At 59.9% G+C, this 19,068-nt stretch carries 19 protein-coding genes; 7 read left to right on the forward strand and 12 right to left on the reverse strand.

The features are described from left to right. Window positions 1-178: 178 nt before the first annotated feature. From OKC43_RS07865 to OKC43_RS07875, 3 genes are all read right to left on the reverse strand, one after another. Window positions 179-979, reverse strand: coding sequence for a helix-turn-helix transcriptional regulator (locus OKC43_RS07865; protein ID WP_270804000.1), 801 nt, complete (start codon window positions 977-979; stop codon window positions 179-181). An 11-nt stretch (window positions 980-990) separates the two neighbouring features. Beyond that, the gene (locus tag OKC43_RS07870) at window positions 991-1,527 is read right to left on the reverse strand and encodes a YbhB/YbcL family Raf kinase inhibitor-like protein (protein WP_270804001.1); all 537 of its coding nucleotides are present in this window, start codon (window positions 1,525-1,527) and stop codon (window positions 991-993) included. Window positions 1,528-1,723: 196 nt separating this feature from the next. Beyond that, window positions 1,724-2,980, reverse strand: a complete 1,257-nt coding sequence (locus OKC43_RS07875; protein ID WP_005347796.1) for an adenylosuccinate synthetase — start codon at window positions 2,978-2,980, stop codon at window positions 1,724-1,726. A gap of 170 nt (window positions 2,981-3,150) precedes the next feature. On the opposite strand from OKC43_RS07875, the gene OKC43_RS07880 reads away from it, so the two are divergent. Beyond that, entirely contained in the window at window positions 3,151-4,065 is a 915-nt protein-coding gene (locus OKC43_RS07880) for a LysR family transcriptional regulator (RefSeq protein ID WP_042658174.1), read from the forward strand. 124 nt (window positions 4,066-4,189) lie between these two features. Here OKC43_RS07880 and OKC43_RS07885 read toward each other — a convergent pair whose 3' ends face one another. Continuing rightward, entirely contained in the window at window positions 4,190-5,614 is a 1,425-nt protein-coding gene (locus OKC43_RS07885; protein WP_270804002.1) for a TAXI family TRAP transporter solute-binding subunit, read from the reverse strand. Window positions 5,615-5,695: 81 nt separating this feature from the next. Then, complete coding sequence (locus OKC43_RS07890) at window positions 5,696-6,838, reverse strand: MalY/PatB family protein (protein ID WP_236271617.1); 1,143 nt, start codon at window positions 6,836-6,838, stop codon at window positions 5,696-5,698. 182 nt (window positions 6,839-7,020) lie between these two features. On the opposite strand from OKC43_RS07890, the gene OKC43_RS07895 reads away from it, so the two are divergent. Next, window positions 7,021-8,193 (forward strand): MFS transporter, encoded by a 1,173-nt coding sequence (locus tag OKC43_RS07895; protein ID WP_064335729.1) that lies wholly within the window; start codon window positions 7,021-7,023, stop codon window positions 8,191-8,193. A gap of 14 nt (window positions 8,194-8,207) precedes the next feature. Here the strand turns inward: OKC43_RS07895 and OKC43_RS07900 are convergent, their stop codons facing one another. Both OKC43_RS07900 and OKC43_RS07905 read right to left on the reverse strand, forming a co-directional pair. Continuing rightward, a complete protein-coding gene (locus OKC43_RS07900; protein WP_139463475.1) occupies window positions 8,208-9,122 on the reverse strand; it encodes a LysR family transcriptional regulator in 915 nt (304 codons plus the stop codon). A gap of 127 nt (window positions 9,123-9,249) precedes the next feature. Next, window positions 9,250-10,005, reverse strand: coding sequence for a YciK family oxidoreductase (locus OKC43_RS07905; protein ID WP_005334909.1), 756 nt, complete (start codon window positions 10,003-10,005; stop codon window positions 9,250-9,252). Window positions 10,006-10,227: 222 nt separating this feature from the next. Between OKC43_RS07905 and sohB the strand changes: the two genes are divergently transcribed. Both sohB and OKC43_RS07915 read left to right on the forward strand, forming a co-directional pair. Continuing rightward, window positions 10,228-11,235, forward strand: coding sequence for a protease SohB (gene sohB / locus OKC43_RS07910; protein ID WP_236271618.1), 1,008 nt, complete (start codon window positions 10,228-10,230; stop codon window positions 11,233-11,235). 200 nt (window positions 11,236-11,435) lie between these two features. Beyond that, window positions 11,436-12,659, forward strand: a complete 1,224-nt coding sequence (locus OKC43_RS07915; protein WP_270804003.1) for an MFS transporter — start codon at window positions 11,436-11,438, stop codon at window positions 12,657-12,659. A 34-nt stretch (window positions 12,660-12,693) separates the two neighbouring features. Here the strand turns inward: OKC43_RS07915 and OKC43_RS07920 are convergent, their stop codons facing one another. Beyond that, window positions 12,694-13,776 (reverse strand): diguanylate cyclase domain-containing protein, encoded by a 1,083-nt coding sequence (locus tag OKC43_RS07920; RefSeq protein ID WP_270804004.1) that lies wholly within the window; start codon window positions 13,774-13,776, stop codon window positions 12,694-12,696. 175 nt (window positions 13,777-13,951) lie between these two features. Next, complete coding sequence (locus tag OKC43_RS07925; RefSeq protein ID WP_005334901.1) at window positions 13,952-14,305, reverse strand: DsrE/DsrF/TusD sulfur relay family protein; 354 nt, start codon at window positions 14,303-14,305, stop codon at window positions 13,952-13,954. A gap of 158 nt (window positions 14,306-14,463) precedes the next feature. Between OKC43_RS07925 and OKC43_RS07930 the strand changes: the two genes are divergently transcribed. Then, the gene (locus OKC43_RS07930; protein WP_270804005.1) at window positions 14,464-14,856 is read left to right on the forward strand and encodes a DUF1090 domain-containing protein; all 393 of its coding nucleotides are present in this window, start codon (window positions 14,464-14,466) and stop codon (window positions 14,854-14,856) included. A gap of 74 nt (window positions 14,857-14,930) precedes the next feature. On the opposite strand, the gene OKC43_RS07935 is transcribed toward OKC43_RS07930, so the two are convergent. From OKC43_RS07935 to OKC43_RS07945, 3 genes are all read right to left on the reverse strand, one after another. Then, window positions 14,931-15,179, reverse strand: coding sequence for a YfhL family 4Fe-4S dicluster ferredoxin (locus OKC43_RS07935; RefSeq protein WP_005334896.1), 249 nt, complete (start codon window positions 15,177-15,179; stop codon window positions 14,931-14,933). 1 nt (window position 15,180) lies between these two features. Beyond that, window positions 15,181-16,542, reverse strand: coding sequence for a prephenate-dependent tRNA uridine(34) hydroxylase TrhP (gene trhP / locus OKC43_RS07940; RefSeq protein ID WP_270804006.1), 1,362 nt, complete (start codon window positions 16,540-16,542; stop codon window positions 15,181-15,183). Window positions 16,543-16,798: 256 nt separating this feature from the next. After that, window positions 16,799-17,536 (reverse strand): EAL domain-containing protein, encoded by a 738-nt coding sequence (locus OKC43_RS07945; protein ID WP_270804007.1) that lies wholly within the window; start codon window positions 17,534-17,536, stop codon window positions 16,799-16,801. Between the two features lie 279 nt (window positions 17,537-17,815). On the opposite strand from OKC43_RS07945, the gene OKC43_RS07950 reads away from it, so the two are divergent. Together OKC43_RS07950 and OKC43_RS07955 are read left to right on the forward strand one after the other, a co-directional pair. Continuing rightward, window positions 17,816-18,520: a hypothetical protein gene (locus OKC43_RS07950; protein ID WP_236271622.1), complete on the forward strand. Its 705-nt coding sequence runs from the start codon at window positions 17,816-17,818 to the stop codon at window positions 18,518-18,520. A 46-nt stretch (window positions 18,521-18,566) separates the two neighbouring features. After that, window positions 18,567-19,064: a CS1 type fimbrial major subunit gene (locus tag OKC43_RS07955; protein ID WP_103250809.1), complete on the forward strand. Its 498-nt coding sequence runs from the start codon at window positions 18,567-18,569 to the stop codon at window positions 19,062-19,064. Window positions 19,065-19,068: the final 4 nt, after the last annotated feature.

Genomic DNA, 19,068 nt, shown 5'->3' on the forward strand with positions numbered 1-19,068 from the left:
TTTATGTAGGTTAAAAGGAAGATTTTTTACGCTTGTTTTTAGTGAAAAGGTGTTCAGTAGCCATTGTATGGCAAGGGGAAAGGGAGCGTTGGCGCGAGATCACACTCTGAAGAGGCGGCAATGTGAGCGGGATCACCGGGTTACATCAGGTTACATAGAATGGTCTTTAAGTAATATTTTACTTTTCGTTGCTCGCCAATCTGGCAGGGCAGGTGTGCAGGTATTGGTGGGGCGTCAGGCCAAACTCCTGTTTGAAGCGGGCGGCAAAGCGGCTGGGGGAGTCATAACCGCAGGCGAGGGCGACCTCCAGCGGGGTCAGGCCCTGTTGCAACAGGTTGAGGGCGTGGCTCATGCGTACCTGAGCCAGCAACTGGCGAAAGCTGCGACCTTCGGCGGCCAGCTTGCGCACCATGGAGGCGCGGCTCATGGAGAAGTGGGGGGCCACCGCCTCCAGGGTGTGGTCCATGCCGGGTTCCACCGCCAGGTAGCGTGCCAACCGCTCTGCGAGGGTCATGGTGCTGGCGGGAAAGAGCAATCCGAGGGCGTTGGCGGCCCGTAGCTCGGCATAGAAGCCGCGCAGCAGTTCGGCCTGGGTTGCTTCGCTCAGTCCCCGTTCGGCCATGGTGCTGATGAGCTCAAAGCAGAAGGCGAGCCCGGGGGTGATCTTGACGGCGGGTTCCTCCAGGTCGGCGTGGGAAGGGGCTGACTCCGCCAGCCACTCCGGCGGTGGTGGGGTCAGCAGCGTGATGGCGTGGGAGCGAAACTTGCCCTGATCAGGTTGATTGACGAAGGTGAGCTGGTGGCCTGCCGGGATCAGCAGCCACCGCTCCCTGTCAAACGACAGACGTCGCTCGCGCCACCACAGTTGCTTGCTCCCCTGGGTGACCCAGATGAGGGTCGAGGCGTAGATGAGCACCCGATGCAGGGGCTGCTGGCGGATCCCGAGATAGTGGCTCTGTTGCAGCAGGGGAGTGCTCATCCGGTTGGCTCCTAGGGGGTGACGAAGGTGGCGGTCAGGGTGGCTTTGCCGAGCGCCATGCTGTTGAGCATGTAGCCTACCATAGCCGGCGGGGTATCAGCCTTCACCTCGAGATCATGGGGCAGGGCCCAGGCGGTGAACTGATAGCGGTGCATGCCGTGACCTGCGGGCGGGCAGGGGCCGCCGTAACCCTGGCTGCCAAAGTCGGTGCGGATCTCCAATCCCTGCTTGAGCTTGCCTGAGGCATTGCTGGCAAGCTCGCTCTGGGTGGCAGGCAGGTTAACCACCAGCCAGTGCCACCAACCGCTGCCGGTAGGGGCATCGGGGTCATAGGCGGTGATGGCAACACTCTTGGTGCCTGCCGGCAGATCCTGCCAGCTAAGTTGGGGCGAGTGGTTGTCGCCGCTGCAGCCAAAGCCGTTGAAGCTGAACTGTTTGTCCATCAGCTGGCCTTCGTGGATATCGCTGCTCTTCAGGGTCATGGCAAAGACTGGCATGGCCGTCAGGCAGAGCAGTGGCAACAGGGCACTCTGTTTGAGCAATTTCATCGGGTGACTCCTCGTGTGGTAACGGGTTCACTTTAACGAGGGCAGGGTAGAATGTTATTGCAGAACGGCTCAATGTGAGGTCGATTGGTGAGTTAATTGAGCCTTTTGGTGGTTTTATGGCAAGAAGGTAAACGGCAGCCATAAAAAAACCGGCATCAGGGATGCCGGTTTTTTGTTTGACGATAAGAGGTGCGGCTTAGCGCAGGATCATCTCGTCACGGCCCGGGCCGACGGAAACCATCGGAACCGGTACGCCGAGCAGCTCTTCGATACGCAGCACGTACTGCTGGGCAGCGCGGGGCAGCTCTTCGAAAGTGCGGCAACCGGTGATGTCTTCGCTCCAGCTTTCCATCTGCTCGTAAACCGGCTTCAGGGCAGCGGTTTGCGGCCAAATCGGGTTCTCGGTGTGGGCACCTTCGTAAGCCACGCAGATCTTCAGATCCGGCAGGCCGGTCAGGCAGTCCAGCTTGGTCAGTGCCACTTCGGTGGCGGCTTGCAGCTCGACACCGTTCTTGGTGGCGACGGCGTCGAAGTAACCGACATCACGGGGACGGCCGGTGGTGGCACCGAACTCGTTGGTGATCTTGCGGAACTCGTCCTGGTTCTCCATGGCGGTCAGCAGGGTGCCGGTACCGACAGAGGAGCTGAATGCCTTGGCCACAGCGATGACGCGCTCCGGGCGCAGACCCGGCAGACCGCCACCGATACCGGCGTAGGCGCCAGATACGTGGGAGGAGGTCACCCAGGGGTATTCGCCGTAGATCAGGTCACGGCCAGCGCCCAACTGCGCTTCGAACAGCAGGGTCTTGCCTTCTGCCTGCAGCGCTTTGAGCGGCATGCTGACGTTGCACACTGCGTCGATCCAGGGGGCAGAGACTTCCAGCAGCCAGTCGGCCATCTCCTGGGCAGTCTGGGTGAATTCGAAGGAGGGGTAGATAGCCTTCATCTGCGGCAGTTTCCAGTCCAGCATGAACTGGATGCGCTCGACCAGCACGTCCGGCTGTTTCAGCCAGCCAACCAGGATCGCTTTCTTCATGACGCGATCGCCGTAGGCAGGGGCGATGCCCTGACGGGTGGAGCCATAGGCGCCGTCACCCAGACGTTGCTCTTCCAGGGTATCTTCCAGTGCGTGCAGCGGCAGGCAGAGGGTCGCGCGGTCAGAGATGGCCAGCTTCGGAGTCACGCCGGAGGCTTTGACTTCCTCGAGCTCGACGGTCAGTTTCTCGGGGCTGATCACCATGCCCGGGCCGAGGACAACCAGGCAATCCGGGTTGAATACGCCACTCGGAACCTGGTGCAGCTTGAAGGTGCCAAGGTCGTTGACCACGGTGTGGCCAGCGTTGTTGCCGCCCTGGAAGCGAATGCTGGCGCCAGCTTGACCTGCCAGATAATCCACGATGCGGCCTTTGCCTTCATCACCCCAGTTAGCACCTACGACTACGATAGACGACATGACTCTTTCTCCTAAGACGTTAGGCGTCCATCCTAGGAGTCTGATGCGGATTAGAAAAATTAATTATCTTTATAATTCCGATAAGAGAACCATATAATTATGGTCAATTAAGCGGCAAACCGTCCGATTTTGCCTGGCAAGCCCCGCACCTCGCGGGTTGAGGGACTCTTATGCTGGATATTCACTGGCTGCAAACCTTTGTCACACTGGCCCGATTGCAACATTTTGGCCAGACCGCCACCGAGCTGCACATGACCCAGCCCAATGTCAGCCTGCATATCAAACGGCTGGAGCAGGCGACCCGGGTGCGGCTGATCGAGCGCAGCCCGTTTCGCCTGACGCAGGCGGGGGAGCGGCTGCTGCAAAGCGCCGAGCGCACCATCGCCGAGTTGCAGCTCTGCCAGTCCGATCTCAATGCCCTCAACCAGCTCAGTCAGGGGACGCTGGCCATCGCCGCCAGCGACATCATCTCCCGCCTGCTGCTGATCCAGCCGTTCCAGCGCTTCAAGCGGGAGTTCCCCGGCATCGACCTTACCCTGTTCAACACCACTTCGGATCAGGCCGCCGAGCTGGTCAAGGCGGGCAAGGCGGATCTGGGTTTTGTCATGGCGCAAAAGCGCAGCGAGCCGCTCTTCTATACCGAGCTGCAACAGGTAACCTGGTGCGCGCTGGGTCACGGCCTTGCCCGCTGGCAGGCGCGGGCGGTGGCGGGGGAGAGCGACCCCCTCGACGAGCCGACCCTGATCCTGCTCGGTCACGACACCCGCACCCGGGCGCTGATCGACCCGTCCCTGCCGCTACTGGCCTTGCCCCCCTGCCGCATCATGGAGGTGGGCAGCGTGGACGCCCAGCTCGATTGGGCCGAGGCGGGCTTTGGTGTCGCCATCGTGCCGGACTTTTCCCTGCATCCGCGCCTCAACCTCACCGCGCCGGTCACCAGCCTCGGCGACTTTCCCGGGACTAGTCTGGGTTATGTGGTGCGTCAGAATCAGGTGTTGTCGCGGGCCATCAAGCAGTTGCTGCACTGGGTGGAGGAGGAGATCCAGAAGCCCAACCCCTATCTGACCCGGGTGATAGAGCCATAGCAGTACGGCAAGGTGAGCAGGCCTATCGGGGTGACTGTGCCGCCATCAATTGCGTCACTATCGAACGCGCGTAAACAATCAGGGCAGCCGAGGCTGCCCTGATGCGTTTGTGGGCGCTGACCACTCAGGGTTGCAGCGGTGTGGCTGCGCTGGTGGCAGGGGCGGGAGGGGTGTCGGTTTTATCCTGCGGTGGGGTTTCGTCAGCAACCGCACTGCTGGCAGGCTGGGTTGCCTGCTCTTGCGGCGCAGTGGCTGCAGAGGCGCTTTGTGGCAACTGAGTCGACACGGCAGCCGATGGTGATGGAACCGTTGACGCTGCGGCCGAAGGGGACACGCTCTCATCATCGGTGGTCGGCGTGGCAGTGAGCTCGGGGGTGATCTCGAGCGCCTCTTCGGGCAAGGGATTAACCTCTGTGGCTTCTATTGCCACTGCGGCACTGCTGGTGGCGGTCGCGTCGGAGGGCGCCTCAATGGGCGTTGTCGTCCCGTCGGCGGCACTCACCTGCTCTGTCGTGGGCACCGCTTCCGAGGTCGATGGTGCTGGTGTTAACGGCTCCGGCGTCAGCTGTTCCGCGGTTAACTGCTCGGGGGTCAGTGACAAGGGAGCTGGCGGTTGATCCGACATTCCCGCATGGAGGGGCAGCTCGGTTTGCGCCTGCAACTGCTCGGGAGTCACCTTGCTAAGGGCGGGATGCAGCCGACTGAACTGTTTGACCCGGGCCAGCAGGGTATCGCGCACGGTACGGACGATGGGGTCCGGCAGGCTGGCCAGCGCCACCAGTTCGGCACTCATCCCGATGTTGTTGATGGCGGTGGTCTGCCCCGGATAGAGGTTGGCGGCGATGCGGCTGCGCTGGTAGTAGGGGTGTTGTTTGAGCAGCGTGTCGATCTGCTCCCCTTCGATGGGAATAAGGCGCACCTTGCAGCGGCTGATCAGATCGCCGACCGCCAGACTGGGGTGACCGGCAACCACAAACGCGGCATCCAGCGAGCCATCGCACAGCCCTTCCAGCGGTTCGCTGTCCGACTTGAGCTGATAGGCAGCAAACTGCACGGGTTGCCATCCCATGGCCGCCATCAGGGCCTGGCTGGTGATCTGCTCACCGGCGCCCTTGTTGCCCGGATAGACCCGCTTCCCTTCGATATCTGCCAGGGTGGTGATGCCGCTATTGGGGGCGGCCAGCAGGGTCAGCGATTCTTGATAGAGGCGAAACAGGCTGCGCAGCTCATTGTTGGCCCCCTGCCCACTGAAGGGACCGGTGCCGTGCAGGGCGTGGTGCAACACATCGGATTGCACCAGCGCCAGCTGTACGTCCCCCTTGTCGAGTGCCTTGAGGTTGGCCATCGAGCCACGGGTGCTCTGCACGGAGCAGCTGTCCCCATGCAGGGCATGGCCGGCATTGAGCACCCGGCAGATGGCGCCACCGGTCGGGTAGTAGACCCTATTGAGCGGGCCTGTTCCGATAGTCAGCGCCTGGCTGCCAAAGGGGAGCAGCGCAGAGAGTGCACAGAGGGGAAGCAGAAGGTGATGCAAGATCCGTAGAGACATAATTGACCGTTGACTGAGTTGACCGCTGGCTAATGACACAGGGAAAAAGGGATGGGGCTTGCCCATCCCGTTGCTGGCTGATCAGGGCTTGTTGTTGAGGATTGCCCGCTCCATCCGCGCCAGCGCGTCGGTCAGCAGTGCCCTGGTGCAGCCGAAGTTGAGCCGCACGAACTGACCGTCGCCAAACTGGGCGCCTGGGGAGAGACCAACGCCGGCCTGCTCGAAGAAGGCGATGGGATCGGCAAGGCCAAGGGCGCTCACATCAATCCAGGCCAGATACGTCGCCTGATGGTTGGCCAGCTTGACGCCGGGCCAGCGGGCAACCGCCTGCTGGATCAGGGCCAGATTGGCCGCCAGATAGTCGAGTTGCTCGGTCAGCCACTGTTCGCCACCCTCATAGGCCGCTTCGGCGGCGACAAAGCCCAGCAGGTTGACGTCGGCGCTGATGCCGCGCATCGCCTGTTGCAGCCTGAAGCGCAGACGGGCGTTGGGGATAATGGCGAAGGAGCAGCAGAGACCGGCGATATTGAAGGTCTTGCTCGGGGCCATCATCACCGCGCAGCGCTCGGCCGCTTGCGCACTGATGGCGCCGTAGGGAATGTGGCGGGTGTTTTTATCCAGCAGCAGATCGCAGTGGATTTCATCGGAGCAGATCACCAGATTGTGGCGCGCGGCGATGGCATCGATGGCCAGCAGCTCGTCACGGGTGAAGATGGTGCCGCCCGGGTTGTGGGGGTTGCAGAGCAGCAGTAGATCTGCGGCGGGGGCCTGACGCTCAAGCGCTGCCAGATCCAGCACCCAGCGACCGGCTTCTTCAATCATCGGCACTGTGAGCAGGGGACGATCATTGAAGCCCGGCGCCTGCAGGAAGGGGTAGTAGACCGGCTTGGGGGTGATGATACCGCGGCCATGCTGGCTCCACGCCTTGCAGGCAAGGTTGAGCCCCGGCACCACGCCGGGCAGGAATACCAGCCATTCGGGCTCGATGGCCCAGCCATAGCGGGTTGCCATCCGTTCGATAATGAGTTCGATCAGGCGCGGCGAGGGGCGTGAATAGCCGAAAATGCCGTGGGCGACCCGTTTGGTCAACGCCTCGATCACGGACGGGGGGGAGACAAAGTCGGTATCGGCAACCCACATGGGCAGCACATCCTGACCCTTGTACTTGTCCCATTTCAGGCTCATGGTGCCACTGCGGTCTACTTCCTGATCAAAATCAAACATGCGAACTCCTTGTGCTGGCAGGATGGGCTTTCACTCTACGGGGTCGCGGCCTCCCTCGCAAGGCGCACACCTGCTTATGCCATCCTTGAGCCCGCTCTTGATAGTGACATAAGATAGGCGCCGAATTTTCATACGGCTGCCGCCCGTTAGCCCGTATCGTCCCTCCAATCAGTGGTAACCCTATGAGCTTGTCGATAGCTGCGGTCAAACGCCCTGACCCCGTCTCTCTTTCATTTCTTGCCGTGACCTTTATGACCGGCGTCGCGGTGGCACTGCAGGTGCCTACCTTAAGTCTGTTTCTGGCCGAAGAGGTGCAGGTGCGCCCCTTTCTGGTCGGGCTCTTCTATACCATCAATGCTGTGGTGGGCATTCTGGTCAGCCAGTGGCTGGGCCATCGCTCCGACAACAAGGGGGATCGCAAGCGACTGATCCTGCGCTGCTGCTTTGCCGGGGTGGCGCTCTCCTTGCTGTTTGCCTGGAACCGAAACTACTGGCTGTTGGCGAGTCTGGGGGTGATGCTGGCGGCGCTGGCGGCCACTGCCAGTCCCCAACTGTTTGCGCTGGCGCGGGAGTACTCCGACAGCCGCAACCGGCGGGCGGACATGTTCAGCTCGGTGATGCGGGCCCAGTTTTCGCTGGCCTGGGTCATAGGCCCGCCCATCGCCTTCGCGCTGGCCATCGGCTACGGCTTCGAGCTGATGTACTTGGCCTCGGCACTGGCCTATTTGCTCTGTGCCCTGGTGGTGTGGCGCTGGCTGCCCTCGCTGCCGTTGCCCAAGCTGGCCGAAGAGAGCGAGCGGGTCAGCAGCTGGCGGGATCCGGCGGTGCGGGCGCTATTTATTGCCTCCACCCTGATGTGGACCTGCAACAGCATGTACCTCATCAATATGCCGCTCTACATCACCCGGGAGCTCGGGATGGATGAGAAGCTTGCCGGTATCCTGATGGGCACGGCGGCGGCGCTGGAGATCCCCTTCATGCTGCTGGCGGGTTACTACACGGCGCGCTTTGGCAAGCGCCCCATGATGTTGCTGGCGGTGCTGGCTGGCGCGGCCTTTTACACAGGTCTGGTGACCCTCACCGACCAATATGCCCTGATCGCCTTGCAGCTGTTCAACGCCATCTTCATCGGTATCGTGGCGGGGATCGGCATGTCTTACTTTCAGGATCTGATGCCGGGGAGAGCCGGGGTGGCGACTACCCTGTTTGCCAACAGCATCCGCACCGGCTCCATCATGGCAGGGGCCATCGCCGGTGTGGTGGCGGAAGTGTGGAGTTTCCACGGGGTCTTTATGGTGGCGCTGGGATTGGCGCTGGTGGCACTGGCCGCCAGCTGGCGGGTGCCCAACGTCTGACAGGGGGCTGGCTGTTATTTGTCGTGTTGGGGCTGGGCGTGCGGGAGCTGCGATGACTCGCCCTGATACTCGTTACGCAGGCAGCGCAGCAGCAGCTCGGTCGCTGGGCCGAGAGATTCGGGGGAGAGAGTCAGCAAGTAGGTGTAGAGGTGGCGCTCGTTGCCGCTCTCCAGATCCAGCTGTATGAGTGAACCTTCCGCCAGCTCCCGCTCTACCAGATGGCGCGGCAGCCAGGCATAGCCGAGGCCGAGGCGCAGCATGGCGAGCACTTCGTGGTAGTGGGTCGCCTTCCAGCCGGTGTCATCCGCATCGTTCCAGTCCACCGAACGGTGAATGGGGGGATGAAGGCTGATCTGGTTGTGGCTGGTCAATACATCGCTGCGGATGGGCCCCTCCTCTTGCGCCAGCGGATGGCTGGCGGCGCAGAGGGGCAGCAGGCACACCTCGTCCAGCAGCAGACCGGTGCGATCGCCGGGCAGGTGCTCGGAGAGCATCAGATCCCCCGGTTGCAGGGCGTTGAAGTGGCAGTGAATGCGTTCGTGCAGGTTGACCCGGCAACCCCGGCTGCGGGGATAGAAGCTGGCCAGCGCCCGATAGAGGCGATCCCTTGGCTGCAGCGCCGAAACATAGAGGTTGATCTGCGGCTCCCATTGCCGCTCCAGGTTGTTGGCCAGATTTTCCAGCTCTTCCACCTGTTGGCTCAACTGACGGGCCCGCTTGAGGAAGATCTCGCCCGCCGGGGTCAGCACCGCCTTGCGGCCTCGCACCTCCAGCAAGGGCACCCCCAGACTCTGCTGCAACTTCGCAACCGCATGATTGAGGGAGGACTGGCTCTTGTTCAGCGCCTCGGCCGCCTGGGCGTAGCCGCCGCAGTCGACCACCGCCTGAAAGATCCGCCATTGCTCAAACGTGCTCTTGGGACGAAACATAGTTCAACCTGATTGGAGATAGGATGGTCAGTGGTTCGAACAGGGAGCCTGTGCCCCCTATTCAATTTAACCCCTGCCGCACAACACTCTGGGTATTTTATTGATTTATTTGGGCTGAGCCGCCTGTTTATTTTGGCTGAGCCACGAAGGTCTGGCCGGTTTTGCCGCGGCTGTCCGACCCCATCAGGTAGAGGTAGAGCGGCATCAGGTCGGCCGGGGTCTTGAGGTTCATGGGATCTTCCGCCGGGAAGGCGCTGGCGCGCATCTTGGTACGAGTACCGCCCGGGTTTAGGGTATTGACCCGCACACCTGTGTTCTCAAGCTCGTCGGCCAGCACTTCCATCATCCCCTCGATGGCGAACTTGGAGATGGCATAGGTGCCCCAGTAGGCGCGCCCCTTGCGTCCCACGCTGGAGGAGGTGTAGACGATGGAGGCATCGCCCTGCGCCTTGGCTGTCTGGCGCAGCAGCGGCAGCAGCGCCTGGGTCAGCAGGAATTCTGATTTGACGTTGACCTGCATCACCTCGTCCCACTCCTTCTCCTGAATATGTTCAAACGGAGAGAGGGTTCCAAGCAGACCGGCGTTGAACAGCACGCCGTCGAGGCGGCCAAACTGCTGGGCGAAGGTTTCGGCCATGCCGCGGTAGTGGGCAGCGGTGGCCCCTTTCAGATCCACCGGCACGATGGCGGGCAGCGGATAACCGGCCGCTTCAATCTGGTCATACACGGCTTCGAGTTTGGCGCTGGTGCGGCCGAGCAGGATCACGGTGGCACCATGAGCGGCGTAGGTGAGGGCGGCTTCGCGGCCGATCCCGTCGCCGGCACCGGTGACCAGAATGACTTTATCCTTGAGCAGATCGCGGGGTGCCTGATAATCGAGCATGACAACTCCTGTTAACAAATTCCGGCCATAAGTGCATGGCAATCGGCGCCAAGTGTACTGATCCGCGCGCCTGTTTGACCAGCCAGCGGCAAGAAAAATGTGAAGAAAATAGAGAGGTTGTGATGCTCGGGTTGGTTTTTTCGGGCGCTGGCTGCGATTTTTTGCGCGCATTCACCAAACTCCCTAGAATGTGACGAAAACCGATCCATTCTGGAGTCCATCGTGACATTTCTGACCGAATATGGCCTGTTTCTGGCCAAGACAGTGACCTTCCTGCTGGCCATCGGCGCCATCATCCTGATGATCGTCAGCACTCGCCAGCCGAAAGCGCGCAAGGGTGAGCTGGTGGTGACCGATCTCTCGAGCGAGCTGGAACAGGGGCAGTTTGCGCTCAAGAGCGCGCTTGCCAGCAAGGCCGAGCGCAAGGTAATGGAAAAGCAGCAGAAAGAGGAGCAGAAAAAGCGCGCCAAGGCCGGTGATGAGCGCAGTCGCCTGTTCGTGCTCGATTTCAACGGCAGCATGGATGCCAAAGAGGTGGCCTCCCTGCGCGAAGAGGTGAGCGCGGTGATTGGCGTCGCCCAGCCCGGCGACGAAGTGCTGCTGCGACTCGAATCCGGTGGCGGCGTGGTGCATGGCTATGGCTTGGCCGCTTCCCAGTTGCAGCGACTGCGCGATCGTGACATCAAGCTCACCGTGGCTATCGACAAAGTGGCGGCGAGCGGTGGCTACATGATGGCCTGTGTGGCAGACCAGATCCTGGCTGCCCCCTTTGCCATCGTCGGCTCCATCGGGGTGATCGCCCAGATGCCGAACTTCAACAAGTTGTTGAAAAAGCACGATATCGAATTCGAGATGCACACTGCCGGTCAGTACAAGCGCACTATCACCATGTTCGGCGAGAACGACGATCTGGGGCGCGAGAAGTTTCGCGAGGAGCTGGCGGCGATCCACGAGCGATTCAAGGCCTTTGTGGCCGAACACCGCCCGCAACTCGATATCGATCAGGTCACGACCGGTGAGCACTGGCTGGCGAGTCAGGCCAAGGGGCTGGGGCTGGTGGATACCCTCTGCACCAGTGATGACTATCTGCTGGCGCAGGCCAGCCACCACAAGGTGATCGGCATCAGCTATCGCAAGCCAAAAAGCCTGACCCAGAAGCTGGGGCAGCAGGGCGCGCAGGCGCTCGAGGCAGGACTTGGGCGGCTGTGGCAGCAGAGCCCCTGGCGCTAAGCCTGGCCCTCTGGCGCTAGCCAGAGGGAAATCCCGCGATAAAAAGGCCAGTCGATGCCCATCGGCTGGCCTTTTTGCATCCGGTTGCACCTTGTCGGTGAGCGAGGGTTGTTTCTATTGAGGCCCTCTGTTACAACTGAATGCTTTCCCCGTTTATGGCAGGATCTTGTGGTAAGAGCTGCGGGGCATGGAGCAAAGCGATGTCATGGAGCACCTTCAGGCAATTTACCCCGCTGGTCTGGATCGTCATTCTGGGCACCTTTATGGTGCGTACCAGCTACTACATGGTGTGGCCCTTCCTCTCCATTCTGCTCTATCGGGAGTATGACCTTTCGGCCACCTTCATCGGCCTGTTGCTGGGGGGCTCAATGGCCCTCTCTACCCTGGTCAGCTTTTACGGCGGCTGGCTCTCTGATCGCTTCGGGCGGCGCAGCATACTGCTGGCCGGTTGTCTGGTGGCGATGATCTGTTTCGGCCTGCTAGGTTTTTCGCACGAGGTGTTCTGGCTCGGGGTCGGGGTGATGGGCAGCGGCCTCTCGTCGGGGCTCATCGATGCCCCCGGCAAGGCGTTGATGGCCGACAGTCTGGCCTCGGCCAAGGCGCGGGAGCTGGCACTGCACCTGCGCTATTTTCTGCTCAACCTGGGGGCGGCGTTGGGGCCGCTGCTCGGGGTGACCCTCGGGATCAACGCCCAGCAGGAGACCTTCCTGTTTCTGGTGGTGAGCTATTTGCTGCTGGCGCTTGCCTTTGGCTGGGGATTTCGCCGGGCTGGCAGCACAGGCAAGCCGGGTGCTGCTGGCCCCGGACTGCGGGATGCCATCAAGGTGTTGCTGGCGGATCGCGCCTTCCTGCTGCTGGTGATGGCCAATCTCCTGATGGTGCTGGTTTACTCCCAGTTTCACTCGCCGCTGGTGCAGTACCTGACCCGGGCCGGTATGCCGCAGGTGGCCGAGCTGGTTGCCCTGCTGGTGGCGACCAACGCCCTGACCGTGGTGCTGCTGCAGTTTCCGCTGCTGCGCTTGTTGTCGCGCTGGCCGGTGCGGGTGCGGCTTCATATCGGCATGGCGCTCTTTCTGGCGGCCCAACTGCTCTTCGCGCTGGGGGACCCGATGGTGCGCAGCCACTGGTTTGGCGCCGTGCTGCTGCTCAGCATTGGCGAGACCATCCTCTTCCCCCTGCTCAACGTGCTGATCGACCAGATGGCCCCCACCCACCTCAAGGGAAGCTATTTTGGCGCCAGTGCACTGGCCGGGTTGGGAGGAGCCGCCGGCGCCCTGCTGGGAGGCTGGATCCTCGAGCAGTGGAGCGGTCAGTGGCTCTATGTGCTGATGGCGATGCTTTGTGTGGCGATTTTTGCGCTCTATGAGTGGGGGGCCAGAGTACAGCGTCCCGCAGTGGCCACGTCTGTGGTTGAGCGGGGCTGACCCGGTTAATGCGGGGATCTGTGATGCTGAATGTTCAGTGCGTGCTACCCGGCGTCTTCTCTTTGAGCGCCTTCTTGGCTGCGTACATCCTCTCGTCGGCGAGGCGGATCAGGTTTAGCCCGTCGTCGTAGTGCTCCGGCCCGGTCTGCACTATGCCCATACTGAGGGTGAGATCGCCCAGCTGCTCCTTGACGGTGTTGACCAATCGTTTGAGATAGATATCCCGGGCCTGACTCTCGTTGCAGTTGGGCAGGATCAGGCAGAACTCATCTCCCCCATAACGAAAGCAGCTGTCTTCGGCGCGAAAGACCTGACGGATGCAGTGGCCAACGATGCGCAGGATCTCGTCTCCGCGCTGGTGACCTTCGGTATCGTTGATTTGCTTGAAGTTGTCGATATCGAGATAGGCGATGGCCATGGGTTCGGCACGGCGCTGACAGGTGCGCAGGCTTAGCAGCAACTGCTCGTTGAGGTGGCGAACGTTGAGCAATCCGGTCAGGGCATCGGTGCGGTTCAGCTCCTCCAGTTGCTTGGTACGCTCGCGTACTTTCTGCTCCAGACTCTTGGCATAGTTCTCCGATTTCTCTCTGGATGACTCTATTTCCGATACCAGACTGCGAATGTAGGTTTCGAAGACCAGAGTGATGTCGAACAGAAAGAGTTTGTCCAGTGCGGCCAGCATGACGAGGCGCTCCGGTTCATCGCGGATCTGCTCGAACATATCCTCGATCAGCAGGGCTTTGAGGGTGTTGATGGCGGCCAGATAGAGCTTGGGTTCGACCCCGATCCGCTTGTGAACCAGCCCGATCCGCAGCCGGTTGTTGACGTACTCCAGATCGTAATGGCCGCTGAAGAGATCGAGCACATAGCGCCGTTGTGCGGTGCGCAACCGTATGAGGGTATCAGCATCCCCGATCAACAGGGCGATTTCGGTGATGGCCGTCTGCTGCTGGTAGAAGCGATCCACCAGGGCGTCGATCCGTGGTTCTATCTTGCTGCAATAACTTGCCAGCCGCGCCACATCCTGCTCATTGAGCAGCAATAACTCCTTGCGATGGGCAATTTCGAAGTCGGTGATCCTCATCTGCTCAAGCAGGGTCTGTTCGGTCGGATTCATCGTCGTCCTCGGTTTATTACTGGGCGTTACGCTGTCCGTGAGGTGGGACAAACAAGTAAGCGTGGCAACTGATAGTGTAGTCAGTGAGACTGGCGGCGCGCGCAATGCCCCCGTATGGCGGGGGCCATGGAGGGTCAGATGAGAGCTAAAGGAGCAAGAGATCCGGAGGGGGTGATCAGAAGGTCAGCACCTTGTCGGCAGCCAGGGTCCATTGGGCCAGCATCGGCAGGGTGCCGACCTCAATGCCCTCGATCAGCGGCAGGGCTGTGATGCCACGGGCATCGGTGCAGGTCTTGCACAGGCGAATGGTGACGCCCTGTGCCAGCAGGATCTCCAGCATCTGGCGCAGGTTGTACCCCTCGGCCGGTGCCTGACCGGCCAGCGCTGCACTCACCGCATCGGACATCAGGAACAGCTTCAGGCTGGCACCACCCTGTTCGTTGAGGGCGATAGCGAGACGCAGGGCGTTGAACAGGGATTCGCTGCCATAGGGGGCACCGTTGGCAATGACCACAATTTGTTGATTCATAACAGACTCCCGATTGGAAAGAGCGCCATTGTAGAACCAACAGGGTGGCAATTGCGTGATGTTGCACAACTTCTGTCGCACCTTTTTCCCGCTTGCTTGACCCTGCTTCCGATCGAGGTTTTTATGGTCAGCTCGCAAACAAGACCGGATGAATCGAGATGTGGAAAGTATTGGGAGCCGGCTTGCTGCTGTTGGCGGGTCAGGCCTTTGGCAGTGAGGCGGTCGGTTGCAAGGCCCGTCTGCAGGCCATCAATGACCAGCTGGTGTTTGCCAAAGCACACAATAACGCCGGGCAGATTGCCGGGCTGGAACAGGCCGCGCGCAATATCAAGGCCAACTGTACCGATGAAGGTCTGGTCAAGGAGCAGAAAGAGCGGGTTAACAAACTGCGTGGCGAGGTGGATGAGCGTCTCCTTGAACTGCAGGAGGCGAGAGTCAGTGGCAAACCGGAGAAGATTGCCAAGCGGCAGGCCAGGCTGGAGGAGTCCCAGACCCGGATGCTGGAGGCCCAGCGTGAGCTGGACAAACTGATCCGGCTGGTCGGCAAGTGATGGCCAGCCGCTGCACGCAGGATCAAAAAAGGCCGATTGCTCGGCCTTTTTTCGTTTTACGGTCTGTGTATCCGCTACTGCCGGTGCATCCGCACAAATTTCTCCATCAGCTGATCTTCGGTCTCCACATGAGCGGGATCCCAGATGATGCAGTCGATAGGGCAGACACTGATGCAGGTCGGCTTCTCATAGTGACCGACGCACTCGGTGCAGCGACTGGGGTCGATCTCGTAGATCTCCTCACCCAAGCTGATAGCCTGGTTGGGGCACTCGGGATCGCACATGTCACAGTTGATGCACTTGTCGGTGATGAGCAGCGCCATCTCAGGCCGCCGTATGGGGGTTGCGGGTGTCTTCGCGATCCCCGAGGTTGCGCAGCAGGATACCGAAGTTCACATCCAGATCTTTGGGAACCGGCACATAGACCACGTGACCGTTGCCCGGCGCTGTGTCGATAAGCTCCCCTTTGCGGTTCTCCATCTGCTCCAGATTGAAACGGACGTTGCCCTGCGGGGTCATCAGCTCCAGGTTGTTGCCCACCAGGAACTTGTTCTTCACCTCGACCTCGACCATGTCACCTTTGCGACCGGTGATCTCGCCGACAAACTGTTGGGTGTCGGAGACGGAGTAGCCGTAGTCGTAGTTCTGGTATTCGCTGTGGTTGTGACGGCGCAGGAAGCCCTCGGTGTAGCCGCGGTGGGCCAGATTTTCGAGAGTGCCCATCAGACTGCGGTCGAACGGACGACCCGCCACCGCATCATCGATGGCCTTGCGGTAAACCTGAGCGGTACGGGCGCAGTAATAGAAAGACTTGGTGCGTCCTTCGATTTTCAGGGAGTGAACGCCCATCTTGGTCAGTCGCTCGACGTGCTCGACGGCGCGCAAGTCCTTGGAGTTCATGATGTAGGTGCCGTGCTCGTCCTCGAACGCGCTCATGTACTCGCCCGGGCGGTTGGACTCTTCCAGCAGCACAAGGGCATCGGTCGGCTTGCCAAGGCCTAGCGTGTTGTCCGGACGCACTGCGATGGGCTCCTGACGGTGGACGATCTGGCCCACGTCATCTTCTTTACCCTCGTGCACCTTGTACTCCCAGCGGCAGGAGTTGGTGCAGGTGCCCTGGTTGGGATCACGCTTGTTGATATAGCCGGAGAGCAGGCAGCGGCCGGAGTAGGCCATGCACAGCGCGCCGTGAACGAACACTTCCAGCTCCATCTCCGGCACCTGCATGCGGATCTCCTCGATCTCGTCCAGCGACAGCTCGCGGGAGAGGATGGCGCGGGTCAGGCCCATTTGATGCCAGAACTTCACCGTGGCCCAGTTGACCGCGTTGGCCTGCACCGAGAGGTGAATGGGCATATCCGGGAAGGCTTCACGCATCATCATGATAAGGCCGGGGTCGGACATGATCAGCGCATCCGGCTTCATCTCCACCACAGGGCGCATGTCGCGGATAAAGGTCTTGAGCTTGGAGTTGTGGGGCTGGATGTTGGCCACCACATAGAACTGCTTGCCCAGTGCATGGGCTTCGTTGATGCCCAGCTGCAGGTTTTCGTGATCGAATTCGTTGTTGCGCACCCGCAGGCTGTAGCGGGGCTGGCCGGCATAGACGGCATCGGCGCCATAGGCGTAGGCGTAACGCATGTTCTTGAGGGAACCTGCGGGGGAGAGCAATTCTGGTTTAAACATGGCGGACTCTTTATATCTGATTGCAAATCAGGACGATGCCACCTGATGGCATCGTAGTGGTTGAGTTGTGGTGCAAGATGCCCTCCGAGAGGAGGCTCAATGCAGCACGACCCGATGACGGCATATCCGGGCCTATCTACAGAAGATGCGCCGGATATTCGGGGTGCGAGATTGTACTCGCCCCCACGTCATCATGCAATTTGGCAGGACATTGTTGGCTGCGCGAGCCGACAGGATGCCGAAATGAAACCGCCGCTCAGGCCCAACGGGAGAGGGGGGAGGGCATGGCGTAGACGTAACCCTGTTGATAGTCACAGCCGAGCTGATCGGCAATCTCGATATGGGTCTGGTTTTCCACCCCTTCGCACACCACCTTCATGCCGAGTCGCTGCAGGTACTCCACCAGTCCGGTCAGCATGCGCAAGGCATGGCTACTCCTGGTCGCTTGCAGCAGCAGAGAGCGATCCAGCTTGATGACCTCGTAGGGGAGCGCCATCACTCGCTGAAAATTGCACTCCTGGGTGCCAAAGTCATCGCAGGCGATATGGGCACCGTGGCTGCGCAGTACTTCGATCAGGGCCAACTCCTTGCGCTCTAGCGGGGCGTACTCCACCACCTCGAACCAGATTGCAATATCCAGCTTGCGGGCCTGCAAGAGGGTGAGTAACAGCAGGTTCTTATATGTAGGGCTCTCAAAAGCGGGGTTGAGGTTTATCGAGAGGGAGCAAGGAGCATGGCGTGCCAGCGCGGTCAGATCACTCCAAATCGCTCTGAGCATAACGATATCCACATGCAGGGACTCTTCACTGCTGAGAGAGGGAAAGTCTATTCCCTGATAACGCTGCTGGCGGGGTTCCCAGCGTCTGGCCAGCGCCTCAAAGCCGATGATCTGGCGATCCCGGTCAACGATTGGCTGATAAAATGGCACGGCAATGTCCGCTGTCGTCAGGGATGCCACGTCACCGACCGGAAACTCTTCTTTAAACGCAAACATGTCACTTCCCTGCTGACTGAGATGATTTCGGATAATAGGGGAGGATGTTGAAAGCTGGCTGTAGGAATTGTCTGATTGTTTGCAGAAAAAATACTTTGGCAGTATCAGATTATTCCGATTAAGTCCGCTGTGTGGATTATCTAAACTGGCCTCAATGACGAATCGCCGAGCCAAATATGATCATCTGGCGATCTGCATATATGGAATTCGTATATTTTTCGGAGCCTTCAATGAATGAAGGCACCACTCTCTATCGTTTTTACAGAGTGATAATTATTCATGAATAAGATTTTTACTGTATTGCTGCTTATATTCAGCAGCAATGCCTTGGCATCGCCTGATATTAGCGTTGGCACCTTATATGACTATATGTCGGCAGAAAAAACTACGCTGCTCAAGCGGGTTAGAAATCTTGGTGATGAGACGGCCTTTGTCAAAATAACGCTGGCCGAAATTATATATGGTGCCGATGGCGTGCCGAAGGAGCGGGAGTTACCGGAGGAGGGCGTTCGTCAGCTGGTGACAAGTCCATCACGGTTGATTATTCCGGCAGGTGGTATGCAGGCTACCCGTTTTATCTATATGGGAGTGCGGGAGCGAGAACGTTATTTTCGGGTGCGTTTTGTGCCGGTCAAACCACAGGACGATGAAATAACCGAATTACCACCACAGCAACAAATTAGCGCCGGGGTCAGCATCATGACCGGTTTTGGCACCATTCTCTTTGTGGCCCCCAAAGAGACCCGTTATGACACCCGTATTGACCGTAAAAACGGTGTTCTCTATGTGGAGAACCGGGGCAATGCCACCGTTATTCTCGATTATCTGGAACTGTGTGACCAAAAAGAGAGCTCATGCAGTCAACCGCAGAAGATGCATCTGCTGCCCGGCGTTAAAATGCGGGTCAGTCAAGAGGCAACCCGGACGGTTCGTTTTGAACTGATCGAAGGGAAAAAATCGGCATTCAGGGAGTTCAAGCTCTGAATCCCGATATATCACAAGAACGACAATCACACCTTAAGGAGTGACTATGAAGATGGTATCGCTTTTTCCCGCCCTGTTGCTGGCGAGCGGATCGCTGATGGCGGCCGAGCGCATCGAGCATACGGTGACGGTAACGGCGCAGATCCCGACCGAACACTTTTATGTGCAACCCGTGGGTGACTGGATGAGTACCCCACAGAAACTGACCTTCAACCCCTTTAGCCAAAAGCTGGATCCCTTGGCCAAGCAGCTGGAGATGAAGAGCACCATTGGTCCCATCAAGGGTTATCTGGTTTATCCCGCAACCATGGCCAGCGGCAAGGAGAGTATCGACTTGACGGTCAAGGTGGCAGGCGTTGCGCTGACCACTACATCTGCTGACTTGCTGAATCAGGCAGATGCCAATACTGGCAAACAGGTAGGGCTGGAGATTATTCCGGCCGCGGCGCCAACCGGTGGCTACAAGCCCGGCAACTATCAGGGGATTGTCAGCATGATGTTTGAATCGGAGGCACCGCCGGCACCGCCTGCTCAAGGCAGCTGACATG

The sequence above is a fragment of the Aeromonas sp. Y289-2 genome (genome assembly GCF_027705925.1).
In the GTDB taxonomy this organism is placed as follows: domain Bacteria; phylum Pseudomonadota; class Gammaproteobacteria; order Enterobacterales; family Aeromonadaceae; genus Aeromonas; species Aeromonas veronii.

Excerpts from the sequence above, each read along its gene's own strand:
- OKC43_RS07865 (WP_270804000.1), bottom strand. The coding sequence starts at position 979 with ATGAGCACTCCCCTGCTGCAACAGAGCCACTATCTCGGGATCCGCCAG.
- OKC43_RS07870 (WP_270804001.1), bottom strand. The coding sequence starts at position 1,527 with ATGAAATTGCTCAAACAGAGTGCCCTGTTGCCACTGCTCTGCCTGACG.
- OKC43_RS07875 (WP_005347796.1), bottom strand. The coding sequence starts at position 2,980 with ATGTCGTCTATCGTAGTCGTAGGTGCTAACTGGGGTGATGAAGGCAAA.
- OKC43_RS07880 (WP_042658174.1), top strand. The coding sequence starts at position 3,151 with ATGCTGGATATTCACTGGCTGCAAACCTTTGTCACACTGGCCCGATTG.
- OKC43_RS07885 (WP_270804002.1), bottom strand. The coding sequence starts at position 5,614 with ATGTCTCTACGGATCTTGCATCACCTTCTGCTTCCCCTCTGTGCACTC.
- OKC43_RS07890 (WP_236271617.1), bottom strand. The coding sequence starts at position 6,838 with ATGTTTGATTTTGATCAGGAAGTAGACCGCAGTGGCACCATGAGCCTG.
- OKC43_RS07895 (WP_064335729.1), top strand. The coding sequence starts at position 7,021 with ATGAGCTTGTCGATAGCTGCGGTCAAACGCCCTGACCCCGTCTCTCTT.
- OKC43_RS07900 (WP_139463475.1), bottom strand. The coding sequence starts at position 9,122 with ATGTTTCGTCCCAAGAGCACGTTTGAGCAATGGCGGATCTTTCAGGCG.
- OKC43_RS07905 (WP_005334909.1), bottom strand. The coding sequence starts at position 10,005 with ATGCTCGATTATCAGGCACCCCGCGATCTGCTCAAGGATAAAGTCATT.
- OKC43_RS07915 (WP_270804003.1), top strand. The coding sequence starts at position 11,436 with ATGTCATGGAGCACCTTCAGGCAATTTACCCCGCTGGTCTGGATCGTC.
- OKC43_RS07920 (WP_270804004.1), bottom strand. The coding sequence starts at position 13,776 with ATGAATCCGACCGAACAGACCCTGCTTGAGCAGATGAGGATCACCGAC.
- OKC43_RS07925 (WP_005334901.1), bottom strand. The coding sequence starts at position 14,305 with ATGAATCAACAAATTGTGGTCATTGCCAACGGTGCCCCCTATGGCAGC.
- OKC43_RS07930 (WP_270804005.1), top strand. The coding sequence starts at position 14,464 with ATGTGGAAAGTATTGGGAGCCGGCTTGCTGCTGTTGGCGGGTCAGGCC.
- OKC43_RS07935 (WP_005334896.1), bottom strand. The coding sequence starts at position 15,179 with ATGGCGCTGCTCATCACCGACAAGTGCATCAACTGTGACATGTGCGAT.
- trhP (WP_270804006.1), bottom strand. The coding sequence starts at position 16,542 with ATGTTTAAACCAGAATTGCTCTCCCCCGCAGGTTCCCTCAAGAACATG.
- OKC43_RS07945 (WP_270804007.1), bottom strand. The coding sequence starts at position 17,536 with ATGTTTGCGTTTAAAGAAGAGTTTCCGGTCGGTGACGTGGCATCCCTG.
- OKC43_RS07950 (WP_236271622.1), top strand. The coding sequence starts at position 17,816 with ATGAATAAGATTTTTACTGTATTGCTGCTTATATTCAGCAGCAATGCC.
- OKC43_RS07955 (WP_103250809.1), top strand. The coding sequence starts at position 18,567 with ATGAAGATGGTATCGCTTTTTCCCGCCCTGTTGCTGGCGAGCGGATCG.